Source organism: Natronorubrum sp. A-ect3 (assembly GCF_041821125.1).
GTDB lineage: Archaea > Halobacteriota > Halobacteria > Halobacteriales > Natrialbaceae > Natronorubrum > Natronorubrum bangense.
On the sequence record NZ_JBGUBB010000006.1, the window covers coordinates 1 to 12538 of the forward strand.

General features: G+C 59.8%; 9 protein-coding genes. 5 read left to right on the top strand and 4 right to left on the bottom strand.

What is annotated here, in order from left to right; all coding sequences use genetic code 11:
* Positions 1–518: 518 nt before the first annotated feature.
* The 4 genes from ACERJA_RS15925 to ACERJA_RS15940 all read left to right on the top strand — a co-directional run bounded on the left by ACERJA_RS15925 (position 519) and on the right by ACERJA_RS15940 (position 6665).
* Positions 519–3800 (top strand): bacterio-opsin activator domain-containing protein, encoded by a 3282-nt coding sequence (locus ACERJA_RS15925; protein WP_373609236.1) that lies wholly within the window; start codon positions 519–521, stop codon positions 3798–3800.
* A 396-nt stretch (positions 3801–4196) separates the two neighbouring features.
* Positions 4197–5060, top strand: a complete 864-nt coding sequence (locus ACERJA_RS15930) for an SDR family oxidoreductase (protein WP_373609237.1) — start codon at positions 4197–4199, stop codon at positions 5058–5060.
* Positions 5053–6075 (top strand): patatin-like phospholipase family protein, encoded by a 1023-nt coding sequence (locus tag ACERJA_RS15935; protein ID WP_373609238.1) that lies wholly within the window; start codon positions 5053–5055, stop codon positions 6073–6075. Before ACERJA_RS15930 ends, ACERJA_RS15935 begins: the two co-directional genes overlap by 8 nt.
* A gap of 20 nt (positions 6076–6095) precedes the next feature.
* The gene (locus ACERJA_RS15940; RefSeq protein WP_373609240.1) at positions 6096–6665 is read left to right on the top strand and encodes a carboxymuconolactone decarboxylase family protein; all 570 of its coding nucleotides are present in this window, start codon (positions 6096–6098) and stop codon (positions 6663–6665) included.
* A 218-nt stretch (positions 6666–6883) separates the two neighbouring features.
* Here the strand turns inward: ACERJA_RS15940 and ACERJA_RS15945 are convergent, their stop codons facing one another.
* The 4 genes from ACERJA_RS15945 to ACERJA_RS15960 all read right to left on the bottom strand — a co-directional run bounded on the left by ACERJA_RS15945 (position 6884) and on the right by ACERJA_RS15960 (position 11076).
* Positions 6884–8245 carry an NAD(P)/FAD-dependent oxidoreductase gene (locus ACERJA_RS15945; RefSeq protein WP_373609241.1) on the bottom strand — a complete coding sequence of 454 codons (1362 nt, stop codon included), beginning with the start codon at positions 8243–8245 and terminating at the stop codon, positions 6884–6886.
* A 107-nt stretch (positions 8246–8352) separates the two neighbouring features.
* A complete protein-coding gene (locus ACERJA_RS15950) occupies positions 8353–8868 on the bottom strand; it encodes a hypothetical protein (RefSeq protein WP_373609242.1) in 516 nt (171 codons plus the stop codon).
* Positions 8869–9361: 493 nt separating this feature from the next.
* Positions 9362–9979, bottom strand: a complete 618-nt coding sequence (locus ACERJA_RS15955) for a hypothetical protein (protein WP_373609243.1) — start codon at positions 9977–9979, stop codon at positions 9362–9364.
* The gene (locus ACERJA_RS15960) at positions 9976–11076 is read right to left on the bottom strand and encodes a DUF3179 domain-containing protein (RefSeq protein WP_373609244.1); all 1101 of its coding nucleotides are present in this window, start codon (positions 11074–11076) and stop codon (positions 9976–9978) included. Before ACERJA_RS15960 ends, ACERJA_RS15955 begins: the two co-directional genes overlap by 4 nt.
* A 103-nt stretch (positions 11077–11179) precedes the next feature.
* On the opposite strand from ACERJA_RS15960, the gene ACERJA_RS15965 reads away from it, so the two are divergent.
* Positions 11180–12487, top strand: coding sequence for a hypothetical protein (locus ACERJA_RS15965; protein ID WP_373609246.1), 1308 nt, complete (start codon positions 11180–11182; stop codon positions 12485–12487).
* Positions 12488–12538 lie beyond the last annotated feature (51 nt).

Sequence of the window (12538 nt, forward strand, 5' to 3'; positions counted from 1 at the left end):
CTCGCCTACATCTGTCCCCCGGCTTTGTGAACCACTCTGCATCTTGGCCACACTCTCCGCGAACTACGGCGATAGGATTTGTGGGTAAGAGACAGGACTGAAGTCGTGGGCTTTCTCCTCGATGTTCTGTAACGTCGGCTCGTGTCGAGGGTCGTGAACTGCCTCGAGGTCACGCCCAGAGTCACTCTGTCTTGACCGCCTGTGAACCGCCTCGGGGTCAAGTGGTTCGAGACTCGGAGATTCTCGTCATCACGGAAATCGGAGATTTCCGTACGACCCCGAGGCACTCGCCTTGCTCATCTGTAGAACCCATCCAAACACTGGGTAGCTTCAACATTTGCGGTACTCGGCCTGTTCAGGCTGTCGGTTAGTGCATCCCTGAACGGAGCGGTCGGCTGGGAAAATCGTGGTGGATTAAGAGAATGAACACTTCATGAATGCTTATATTTGCACGTGTTTTCACCTTCATTTACATTTCGGTGTTGTCGATTTATGTTGGTGAAACACGTAGCACTCATATGGTTAACAGCTCCTCTCTGATCGACGAATCGTTTCTGTCTGAGGTGATAGCTGGAGTGCCATACGGGGTTCTCGCACTCAACGAAACCGGGGTGGTTGTCTTCGCTACTCCTTCGACCGAGAGGTTGCTGGGCTACACGCCAGAGGAGCTCGTCGATCATTCTATCGAAGGACTGTTTTCGGGAGATCGGTCATCGCTGCTCGAACAGTTCCGTCACGAGGCGAACACGACGACGTCTGGCGGTTCCGAGATCCCGCTCTCGCTTGTCGATAATCGCGGTGACGATGTTCCCGTCTGGCTCTCCGTAACCGAAGCGATGTACGACGACCAACGATATTATACGCTCACACTCCGGGAAGGTGTGGCGGAACACCCCCGGAACCGACGGTCCAGCAGGGACGAACAACCCTTAGAAAGAATCGTCGAGCAGGCGATCGACGGAATCGTCGTGGTCGATCTCGAGGCAGATGACATCGTTGAATCCAACCGCCAGTTCTGTGACATGCTGGGCTACCAATACGAAGAGCTGATGTCACTCGATCCGGGCGATCTTTTCCACGACGAACTCGACTGGGTTCGTGAGCGTATCGAGCAGGATCTCACGGAAGCAGCCGGGTGGAACGGCGACCTAGCGTACGACACACGTAGTGGCGACGCCATATCGACCGAAACGTTCGTTTCACAAATCGAAGTCGACGACCGACCGTTCCTGCTCGCGACGGTCCGTAGCAGCACAAGGCGGAACACGTACGAGAGACAGCTAAAGGCACTCAACGACGCCAGTCGGCGACTAATGGACGCCGATACGGCCCACGATATCGGCGATGTGGTCCTCGAGGTCGTCCAGACTGTATTCGGGCGGTCACTCACTGCACTGTGGCTCTATGAGGAAAATAACGACGTTCTGCGTCCGCTGGCCGCGAGCGAAAAGGTATCATCCCTGTCAAGTGGGAGTGCGGTCGACGCGATCGGCCCGATCACGTCAGAGACGACCGAGATGGAAATTTTCCGGAATGGCGAGTCCGAACTACTCGAAGCGTACGACGATGTCGACAATCCTGCACACCCCGAAATATCATTGAACTCACTCCTTGTAGTTCCACTCGGAGACTACGGACTGCTTGCAATCGGATCAACGACGGTCGAAGACATCGACCGATCACTCCGGGATCTCGTCGACATCCTCGCACAGACGACGCAAACAGCGTTCAAACGTCTCGACCACGATCAGGCGATTCGCCACCGTTCTGCGGCGATTGACGCTGCAACCGATAGTATCGGTATCAGTAACCACCACGGCGAGTTCACGTACGCGAACAATGCGTTGGCCGACCTATGGGGATACGACGAGACTGACGATCTCATCGGAACAACGTGGGACCGCCTCTACGCTGACGACGAGATCGAACGCTTCGAATCGGACATCCTTCCCGTCGTCCAGCAACAGGGACAGTGGCGAGGAGAAGCAGTCGGGAAACGGACCGACGGAACAACGTTTCCACAGGAAATCTCACTCAGTGCGCTCGACAACGATGGACTAGTGTGTGTCGTTCGAGATATTACGGACCGAAAATCGCAGGAACAGCAACTGGAGATGCTCAACGAGGTGGCACATGAGCTGATGAAAGTCCACTCTCGAGAGGAAATTGCCGAGATCGGTGTCGACGCCATCGAGAACGTTCTTGGCTTCGAGGTCGCCTGTTTTCGCCTGCTCAACCACGAGAAATCGATACTCGAGCCAGCCGTGTTGACGACTGGAGCCGAGAAGCTGGTCACATCTCACATCGCGTACGATCTCGAGGCCACGCTCGCCGGACGTGCATTTCGAGTCTCAGAACCCGTATCGACTATTCCGCTGTCCGGCGAGTTTGGCCGTTCCTCGCCGGTTGAGTATCCAAGCGTTCATATCCCAGTCGGAACGCACGGTGTCGTGAGCATCATCGTCGAAGACGACGATGAGGTTGACGACCGCGATATTCGCCTTGCTGATATATTGGCGGTTGCCGTGCGGACGGCAATCGAGCGGACAGAACAGACCCAACTGCTCAGAGAACAGGAGCACGAATTACGCCAGCAACGCGACCAGCTCGAGACGCTGAACCGAATCAATACCCTTATTCAACTGATCGAAAAGAAGCTCGTCGAGGCAACGACTCGATCCGAACTGGAATCGACAATCTGTGAACAGCTGGCAGCATCCGAACTGTACAGTAGCGCGTGGATCGGTGACGCTGAAGTGACCACTGATCGAATCGCAGCGCGTGCCGGTTCCGGAATCACCGACGCTGACCTCAAGGCGATCAACGAGACGCCGCTCTCGAGTCTCGGAAACGGGACCGTCGAAAGAGCGCTCGAAACGGGAGACATCGCGGTCATCAGACAGTACCGGCTCGAAGGGAGCGTGACCGACACCGATTCGGACGATCAGGACAGGCAGGTCGAGACAACGGCTGCAGTTCCCATTATTTACGGTGATCGGATATACGGCGTGATGGTGGTTCACGGCACTAACGAGGATGTGTTCGGCGAAAAAGCGGTTCGAGGGTTCGAACTGCTCGGCCAAATAACCGGCTTCGCAATAAGTGCAATACAGAATCGGAAGATCCTGCTCTCTGATTCGGTCGTCGAACTCGAGTTCGAGGTCGCGGATCCACGAGTGTTTTGTCTCAATGTGACAGAAGAACTCGACTGCCAGTGCAAGCTCGAGCGGTCAATTCCCATTGACGAGGGAAAATTCATGCACTATCACACGATCACTGGTGCAAAACCGGCGGCCGTCCTCGAACTCGCGGCCGAGGCTGACCACGTCGAGGACGCGACGGCAGTTGCCAAACGCGATGATGAGTTCGTCCTCCAGTCGGTTACGCCGGAAGCCCCAGCCGAAACGGCGTTGCAAGCCGGGGCAACCTATCAATCGGCCGTGGCCAAAGACGGCAGGGGACGATTGGTCGTCGAAGCGCCACAGTCCGCGGATATCCGCGAAATCGTCGCCCAGTTAGAAGAGGCGTTTTCGACCGTGGACCTCCGATCGAAGCGAGAACGTGAGCGCTCGATTCATACTGCCGACGAGTTTCGCGATGTCGTCGATGCTCAACTTACCGAAAAACAGCGGACAACAATCGAGTCGGCGTACTTTTCAGGGTACTACGACTGGCCCCGCGAGATTACGGCTGAGGAACTAGCCGACTCGATGGGTGTCTCGTCGTCGACGCTCCACCAGCACCTTCGGAACGGTACTCGACACCTTCTCTCTGCTTTCTTCCAGGATCAGGACAAGTGAAGGGCGATTCCGTCGACTCATTTCGTCGGTCTCGAGGTTGGTGCTGATAGCCGTATCTCTCACATCAACTGCCTTCGGTCAAGCCTTGGGGCATCTGCCTTTCATTTTGATGACCGGCGAAGACGGGGTAGAGAACACCACCTTCACACACCAGAAACCGAAGCTTTCCGACGACGCCTGCCACGCTCGCACTCGAAGACGAACCGATGACAAGAGGTGACAGCCAACAGGAGCGGACAAACAATGGATCGCACACCGAAGTCGTTGTGTGGACGACACCGAAGAGCTTGAATCTCCGGAAAGACAGATATCCGTGCAGTCGTAGTACTTTCCCTCCCGTGTACGGTGAGCGCCACACCGCTGTGGTTATATACCTCTTCTCAGGGTACGACCTCTATGACAAACGGTTCTACTGAACTGACGCCACCGGAGGTGACAGCCGACGATGTACTTCGTGTTCCGGATGATCACTTCACAACGGACACTGTTGCGATCGTCACTGGTGGCGGATCGGGCATTGGACAGGCGACGAGCGTTGCACTCGCAATCAACGGGCTGACTGTCGCTGCCGTGGATATCGACGCGGAGGGACTCGAGGAAACGGTCGACGTCGCAATGGCTCTCGACGCAGAGGGGCGAGTCGTCCCGGTCGAGAGCGATCTTACCGACGACGATGCCGTAGAAGCCGCCGTCGACGAAGCCGCCGACCTCGGAACGATCCGCTATGCCGCGAACATCGCCGGGATGCAACACATCGCGTCGATTGCTGACTTTCCGATGGAAACGTACGACTTCATGCATGATCTCATGCTTCGGTCGCCGTTTTTGCTGTCGAAGCTGGTCATCCCGCATATCGAAGCAACGGACGACGGCGTCGGTGCGATCGGGAACATGTCCTCAGTCCACGGCCATTACGCGACACAGAACAAACCGGCGTACATCACGCTGAAACACGGCCTCACAGGACTGACTCGAGCGATCGCAGCCGAGGGTGGCGGATCACTTCGGGGATTCTCGGTGAGCGTCGGCTACGTGTTGACGCCGCTGATGGTCGATCAGATCGAAGACACGGCCGAGGAGCGTGGCATCTCCGAACAGGCGGTGATCGAGGACGTCATGCTCGGGCAGGCTCGCACCAAATCGATGATGACGCCCGCGGAGGTTGCAAACCTGTTCGTCTTTGGGTTCTCGAGTCACGCGACGCAGTTGAACGGCGGCGACCTACTCTGGGACGGCGGCTACACCACGACATATGAGTGAGACCGATCCGAGGAACGTCGCCATCGCCTGTCAGGGTGGCGGGAGCCACACCGCGTTCACCGCCGGCGTCCTGAAAGAACTGTTCCGTGAGTGGCCCGACGACTGTGAGCTCGTCGGAATCAGCGGAACCTCCGGCGGCGCGTTCAACGCCCTCGCGGCGTGGTACGGGCTCGTCACGGCTGATGAGGCACGCGCCATCGAACTCCTCGAGGCGCTATGGACTGATCTGTCGGCGACCGACGTCGGCGATCAGTTGCTGAACAGCTGGGCTGCCGGACTCTCGCGACTCGAGAGCAACGGGGTTCCGATTCCACAGCTCAGCCCGTACCAGATGCCCGGCTCAGAGGCGGGGAAAGACCGGATCCGGGAGACGCTCGAACGACACATCGAGTTCGCGGAGATTCCTGGCCTCTGTACGAAAAACGCTCCGAAGCTCGTCATCGGAACGGTCGACGTCAATGCTGGTATCTTCGAGACGTTCGTTGACGAGCAGGTGACACCACAGGCGGTGCTCGCGTCGGCTGCCGTTCCGACCCTGTTTGAGGCCGTCGAGATCGACGGCCACCTCCATTGGGACGGTCTCTTTTCGCAGAACCCGCCGATCGACGACCTCATGGCCGGCAACGCCGGCCGCAAGCCGGACGAACTGTGGGTCATCCAGATCAACCCCCAAGAGATCGAGGGCGAACCCACCTCGCTCGAGGAGATTGCCGACCGACGCAACGAACTCGCGGGGAATATTTCGCTGAATCAAGAGCTCCACGTCATCAAACGCGTCAACGAGTGGATCGACGCGGGACATCTCCCCGAGGACGAATTCTCGAGGACCGCGGTTCGGCGGATTCCGATGGAAAAGAACTACCACTGTTCGACGAAAGTCGATCGCAGCTCGTCGTTCATCCGGGAGCTGATCGACCTCGGTGAAACGCGTGCAGCCGCGTTTCTCGATGCCGGCCCGCCCGACGAGAGCGCGTACACCGTCTCGGAGCCACGCCACAGTCATCCAATGGACTAACCGATCACAACCAAACACACATGCCACGACTGCCACCGCTCGAACTCGACGACATTCCGGAGGCGTATCACCACCTGTTCACCGACGACTACCTCGGCGACCGCCACATCTTCCGTGCGTGGGCACACAACCCCGAGGTACTCGAGGCGACCCTCGAGTATCTGAACACGCTCTACGACCAGCTCGGCCAGCGACGAAAGGAGCTGGTCATCCTCACCGTCGCACAGGCGCGCGGTGCCCGCTACGAGTGGCACCAGCACGTCGATATCGCCCGCCACAAAGGCGTCACGCTCGAGGAGATGCGCGCCATCGGCGGCGGTGATTTCTCGTCGTTCGACGACGCTGAGTTCGTCTTGCTCCAGTACGCTCGAGCCGTCGAATCGGGAACGGTGACGGACGAGATTCACGACGCCCTCGCTCGCGAGTATTCGCCGGCCGAAATCGTCGCAGCCGGTCTGCTCATCGATTTCTACGTCGGTCTGTGTAACTACATCGCGTCCGTCGACCTGCCGTTCGAAGGTGGCGAGTTCGTTGGCTGGACGCCCAACGACGAGGCGGTTTCCCGGCTTTTCGACGGGGAGTCGTCGTAGCTGATTCGGTCGCACAAGATCCCGAACCAACGCTTGCGGTGTTGCGGACGGAACGCTTTCAGTGCTCGTCGACGTCCCCACGACTATGCGTGTCTGTCGGCGCACATCGACGAAAACGAATTGACTGCAGGCACCGCCTGCGAGTGGTCGCCTGAGTGAGAGCCGACGCCGTTGATTCGAGTTTCTCGTCGCGTCTGTCCGCTCGGTGTGTTCTCCAGTCAGTTCGAGCTCTCCCTGAACGCCGACTCGACGACTTTCCCCAGCGTTGGGTGGGCATGAATCGTGTTCGCCACTTCATCGACGCTAGCTCCGGTTCGCATCGCGACGACCGCCTCGTGGATCAGCATCGACGCCTCATAGCCAATGATGTGACAGCCAAGAATCTCACCGTCAGGCGTTGCGAGCACTTTCACGAACCCGTCTTCGAGTTTCTTCGCTCGCCCCATCGCCGAGTCGGCGTAGTCCGCGCGGCCGACGACATACTCACGGCCGTCGTCCTCGAGTTCCCTTTCGGTGGCCCCGACGCCGGCAATCTGGGGCTCGGTGAAGATCGTGTGTGGCATCGCGGTGAGATCGAGCTGGCGGCGGTCGTCGTGGACGACAGTGTCGATCACGTGGCGCGTCTCGTAGTCGCCGGAGTGTTTGAACAGCGCGTTGCCGGCCACGTCGCCCTGCGCCCAGACGTTTTCGGCGGATGTCTCGAGAGAGTCATCTGTCTCGATAAAGCCCCGATCATCGACCTCGATGCCGGCTGTCTCGAGGTCCAGCGTATCGGTGTTTGGCCGTCGACCGAGGGCGACGAGAACCTCCGACCCGTCGACAGCGAGCGTCTCACCGTCGTCGGTCTCGGCGTGGACGCGGTACCCATCTCCGAGTTCCTCGACGGCCGTCACCAGATGGCCAGTGTGGATGTCGTGGCGGTCGCTCGCGATTTCGGTCAGAGTCGCGGCGACCGCTTCGTCCTCACGTGAGACGAGCGAATCGTTCTTTTCGATGATGGTGACGTCCGTCCCGATCGAGTCGAACACGTAGCCGAGTTCGACGGCGATGTAGCCGCCACCGAGGATAACGAGACTCTCCGGCGGCTCGGTCAGGTACAGCACCTCCTTGCTCGTCAGATAGTCGACCGCCTCGAGGCCGTCGATCGGCGGCACGACGGGCCGACTACCGGTGGCGACGACGACCTTCTCACCGGTTACCTCTTCGCCGTCGAGTTCGACCGTCCGTTCGTCGACGAACTGTGTTCGCTCCTCGAACAGCGTGAGCCCCTCCGTGTTCCGGTAGCGGTCTGCCATATCCGACGCGATTCCACCCAGCAGGTCGTCCATCTCGTCGACGACACGTTCCCAGTCGATGCCCTCGAGACTGGCATCGACGTGAAACCGGTCTGCGTCCCGGACGTGGGTGACCGCGTTTGCGGCCTGAATCAGGATTTTCGATGGGTTACAGCCCCGATTGAGACAGGTTCCACCGAGCGGCCCGGGTTCGACGAGTGCGGTCTCGAGGCCGTGCTCCGCTGCCGCCGCGGCGACGTTGTTGGCCGTGCCACCACCGATGACGATGAGCTCAAAATCGGTCATTCCACCGGTATCGACTTCGGCAAGGTACAAATAGCGATCGGGGGTGTTCACCACCAAGACACGACCAACGAGAGAGCGGTGTGGAGATGCTGTTTGAACGCCCAGTATCAGTGTTCGGAGTCGGCGATTTCCGCGTAATACTCCGCTTCCGACAGCTCTCCGTCGAGATACTCCTGAGCCCACTCGGGCTCGAGAAAGACCATGAAATCAACACTCCCATCGTCAGCATAAGCGGTCGGCATCGCTCGACGATCGAACCCCTGTTCGACGATGTCGGCGTAGGCAGGTCCGAGGATTTCGATGTCAGCCTCGAGACCACCGCTGTCGGTGTAGTCCGGAACGAACATCCCGTTTAGTTCCCAGTCAGTGACCGAGAGTTCGTCGTCGATAGCGTCGATCATCTCCGCTGCGAGTTCAGTTTCCAGCTCACTGTGCTCGTCGGTTTCGCCGTTTTCGTCGTGGTCGTGACCGTCGTCATCGTCACTGTGGGTGTCGTCCGACGCGCCGTCGCCGCTGTCGCTGACACATCCTGCAAGCGTGCCGCCGCCGATAGCGGTGGCGGTAGCGAGGACAGTTCGTCTCGAAATTCCGTCAGCTAGTTCGGATGTACTCCGCTGTTCCATACGGCCCGTCCGTAGCAGGCCAATAAGTCGAGTTTGGTTCGACTCTCGAAAGTGTGTTACAGATATTCTGTGAACGGACAGTTCCGCACACGAACGAGAAGTGGTTCGAACCACCGTCTTGTCGGCAGTTCAGAGTATGATAATCACTCACGTGGGGCCCGATACTCGACTGTCGTGTGAGTTTCGACACATGCCGCAGTTTTACACCTGTATGAATGTTATTCGGTTGGGCATTGGCCACGAACAACCATCGAGATGAAACGACAGTGGTTCCGCTACACAAGCAACCAGCCCACGGCGCTGCATCGAAGCGCTGAGCCAGAAGACAAGTTACACGCTGGCCGGTCCGAATTCGAATACTGTGGAGACGCCCTCGCGACGGCAATAACGGTTTCGTCACCGGCGCAGTGTCGTCCGCAGGGTGGAAGCTGGTCCACCCCTCAGTATGCTCCAGTTTGATGAGAAGAGTCGAGTCGACTGCCACGGCGGTGGTTCACAGTGATGACGTCTCGCTCGAGGTGCCGGCAAGATCGATCCGTCCGGAAACGTACACGAGACTCAGCACCATCAGGCCGACCCCAAGTGGCAACAGCCACGCGAACATGGTCAGCAGGAGGCCACTCGCCTGAATGCCAAGTGCGATCAGGATGACGGGGCCACAGCACACCGTTCCGGACAGCAACGCGGGCATCGATGCCAATAGACCGGACCCTGCACCAATCCCGCAGGCCGCCGGCTGGACGACCGCGAGATAAGTCAGCCCGAGATTGAGGCCGACGAGTCCGGCGATCAAGAGCCCGATCGCCACGTTGACTGGCGACACTAGCACGCGAACGACACCGGTGTCGAGGAGTGCAACAGCCTCGAATGATGCCGGGCCGGTTCGGTCGAACATTCGAACCAGCGGCTCGTCGACCACGATCAGATTCGCCGCCACGTCCGGTCGGAAGGCAAGGTCGCCGATCGCCCAGAGGAAAACGGCGAGATAGACAATCGCAACGCCGACTGCGACCGACAGCGAGTCGGCTCGTCGAACAACGAGCGCCGTCGCAGCTCCCGTCTCGTCGAGTCGACGCTTCAGATTTGGCCTGAACCGGGTATCCGTGCTCATTCGTGAACCACCGTCGACGGATAGTAGCCGAACCACGCGAACCACATCGCGTCGAACGCGACCTCGCGCTCGAGCGGCAGTGCATCCGGGTCGTGCTCGTCGCCGTCGATAGTGACCGTCCCGTCGTCGTCTTCGACCGCTTCCGCGTCAGGATTGCGGTACACGTAGCCCGTGTCGAGCGCCTCGTCGTAGACAGTCACGTACGGAACGTCGCTCACTGACCCCTCGATGACCGACCGATCGCGGAGCGCCTCCTTGGGGACGGCCATCGCGCCGTCGGCGTTTCGCATCCCGATGACGACCGCCTTCGGTGAGAACTGGTCGTCCGTCGCCAGCGGACTGAACAGCGTGTTCTCGTTGTCGTAGTGTCCGCTTTCGGGGTTGTATTCTCCGTAGGGATCGTCACCGTAGTTACGAATGTGGCCGGTCTCCTCCGTGAGCACGACCGTCTCCGGATACTGCTCGCGCCATCGCCCCCACGTCGTCCAGGTTACCTGGAACTCCTCGAGATATGCTCCCTCGAGCGGGCCGTTGAGTCCCCACGCGAGGATCTGGGGCCACCACGTCTCCGTCCCGCGGTCGAACATAACGAGGTTGCTGTTGATCAGTTGGCCGGAGACGCCGAGTTCGCTCTCGCCGCGATAAAAGCCCTGTGCCGTTCCGGTCAGTGGGCAGTACGTGACCGCGACCGGCTCGCCGCCGACGACGTCGTTGACGATCTCGTGCCAGACGAGGATGTACTGGGGATAGGCCTTCGCTTCGCCGTCTATTTCGACGCCGAAGACCGGGTCGCCCTCCTCGAGGGTCCCCGGTGGATCGTCGGACGAAGTAAACTCCGGCCCGTCGATCGACGGAATGCCGTCCTGTCCCGGCCCGCCGGAAAGACTCGCGTCCTCGAGTTCGTCGGCCGTATACTCCTCGGGGAGCGCTCGCTCGGCCGTCGGTGGGCCACTCATCGGCGTGGGTTCGTCGTCCGTCCCGCGCTCGAGGACGCCGAAGCCATCGAGACAGCCCGCCAGTGCAGAGAGACCGATAGCACCCGTCGCGCCGAGAACGCGCCGTCTGGATACACCGTTCGTTGTTCGACTGTCTCGCATAGGTCTTGACAGGAGCGCAGACCAGATAACCGCCTGTCGGTTGTGTATAGCGGGCGCATAGCCGTGAGACAGTGTTTAGTCTCGAGCGACCGAACACACAGGTGTGGCCCGCACGCAGGAGACTGACAACGAAACCGACGGCGGTCGAACGAACGCAACAGCACGGGACCCGTTCCGAAGCGGAATCGATCGACGGAGAGTACTCCACTCATCGGCTACCATCGGGGCGACTGCAACGCTGGCTGGATGTCTTTCCGAGGCGAGCGGGCAGCGGGCACCGACGGTGTACGTGTTCAACACCGGTGATCGGACGCTGAGTCTCATTGATGCGGACACTGATGAGTTGATCGAGACCGTCTTCATCGGCACGACTGCGTCGTTCCCAGCCAATCAGTACGGCACCGGCGTCGATTCGACCTACGACACGCTCTGGCTCAACGTCTCAGGCGGTGTCAAAGCCCTCGATCAACAAACAGTAGACGAAGTCGCGACAATCGAGACGGGATTCGAGCCGAACTATCCCAATCTGACGCCGGACGAGAACCATCTCCTCGTCGCAAGCGGTGGGACGACGACGTTGGAACCCGACCCGGCGGATCCCGACGACCACGTTCTCGTTCGAATCGACGCCGACCGAGGGAGTGACACGTTCGGCGAGGTCACAGGCGAACTCGAGGTCGGCTACGCCGGCCCGTGTGATATGACGCTCACTCCCGACGGCGAGTACGCGTTCGTCCCGAATATCGCGGACGAGACGATAAGCGTCGTTCGCGTCGATCCGTTCGAAATCGTCCGTCATGTCGATGTCGGCGATCCAGCCGGTCGCGGAAACGTGCTCCCGTTTATGGCGACGGCGTCGTTCGACGGGGAGTATCTCCTGGTCGAAAACGGCGAGGGCGAACTGGGCCCCGATCCGGCGATTCAGCGCGACGGCTCCGAAAGTATCTGGGATATCTCCACCCCCGAACAGCCGGTGGAGCTGGAACGTATCACTCGAGACGATGGCTTACCGGCACCCCCGATCACGAGCGAAATCGGTCCCGACAGCGACGTCGCCTATCTCTTCACGCCGGCGGCCGACGCGGTCACGGTAATCGACCTCGAGGAGCGAGCGGTCGTGCGAGACATCGACGTCGGTGGAAGCGCCATTGCCGGTGCGTGGGGGCCATCTCGTGAAACGCTGTACGTCCCGGTGCAGACAGCAAACCACGTGGCCGTGATCGATCACGCACAACGGGAGGTGCTCACGACGATCGAGACTGGGGAGTCTCCGACTGGTGCCGTCGGTGGGATGGTTCGACCGGAGACGACTTCCAGCCAGCGGGTCCGGAGTTCGCTTGCGTCCCTCGGACTCACGGTTGGCGAGCGAGAGCCGACGTTCTGTCCCGACGATAACTGTTACTGTGGCTGATGCGGACTCTCATCAGTCGATGTCGGGACACGCCGACGTTTGCGAGTGGGG

What these genes read in the sequence shown, in the direction of transcription:
- ACERJA_RS15925 (WP_373609236.1), top strand. Translation starts at nt 519, where the DNA reads ATGGTTAACAGCTCCTCTCTGATCGACGAATCGTTTCTGTCTGAGGTG.
- ACERJA_RS15930 (WP_373609237.1), top strand. Translation starts at nt 4,197, where the DNA reads ATGACAAACGGTTCTACTGAACTGACGCCACCGGAGGTGACAGCCGAC.
- ACERJA_RS15935 (WP_373609238.1), top strand. Translation starts at nt 5,053, where the DNA reads ATGAGTGAGACCGATCCGAGGAACGTCGCCATCGCCTGTCAGGGTGGC.
- ACERJA_RS15940 (WP_373609240.1), top strand. Translation starts at nt 6,096, where the DNA reads ATGCCACGACTGCCACCGCTCGAACTCGACGACATTCCGGAGGCGTAT.
- ACERJA_RS15945 (WP_373609241.1), bottom strand. Translation starts at nt 8,245, where the DNA reads ATGACCGATTTTGAGCTCATCGTCATCGGTGGTGGCACGGCCAACAAC.
- ACERJA_RS15950 (WP_373609242.1), bottom strand. Translation starts at nt 8,868, where the DNA reads ATGGAACAGCGGAGTACATCCGAACTAGCTGACGGAATTTCGAGACGA.
- ACERJA_RS15955 (WP_373609243.1), bottom strand. Translation starts at nt 9,979, where the DNA reads ATGAGCACGGATACCCGGTTCAGGCCAAATCTGAAGCGTCGACTCGAC.
- ACERJA_RS15960 (WP_373609244.1), bottom strand. Translation starts at nt 11,076, where the DNA reads ATGCGAGACAGTCGAACAACGAACGGTGTATCCAGACGGCGCGTTCTC.